This window comes from Pseudomonas sp. PME37.24/025 (assembly GCF_055556615.1).
Map to the genome: position 1 here is coordinate 1 of NZ_JBVHNK010000209.1, position 271 is coordinate 271.

The window sequence follows — 271 nt, forward strand, 5'->3', positions numbered from 1 at the left end:
GACCGGCGGTCCTGTGACCGCGTGGACGGTGTCGTGGTCCTCACCGGGCGCCACGTCCGTGGTCAACGCGTGGGGGATGGCGTGCGGCATCCAGTCGTCCACCGTGACGTGCCGGGGGGATGCGTGGGCGGCCGCCCTCGCGCCCGGGCAGACGGTCCGGGTCGGCCTGCAGGTCGCGGCCCCCTCGGCGCCGAGCAGCCCGCGGCTGACCGTCACCGCCCGGTGATCCGGCTCGTCCTGGCATCCATAGCTCGCCCATAGGCGCTGCTCG

At 75.3% G+C, this 271-nt stretch carries 1 protein-coding gene; it reads left to right on the top strand.

Annotation, left to right across the window (positions count from 1 at the left end):
• On the top strand, window positions 1-226 hold a 226-nt coding region (locus tag ACZ3HH_RS30100), incomplete at its 5' end, for a cellulose binding domain-containing protein (RefSeq protein WP_465810238.1).
• Window positions 227-271: the final 45 nt, after the last annotated feature.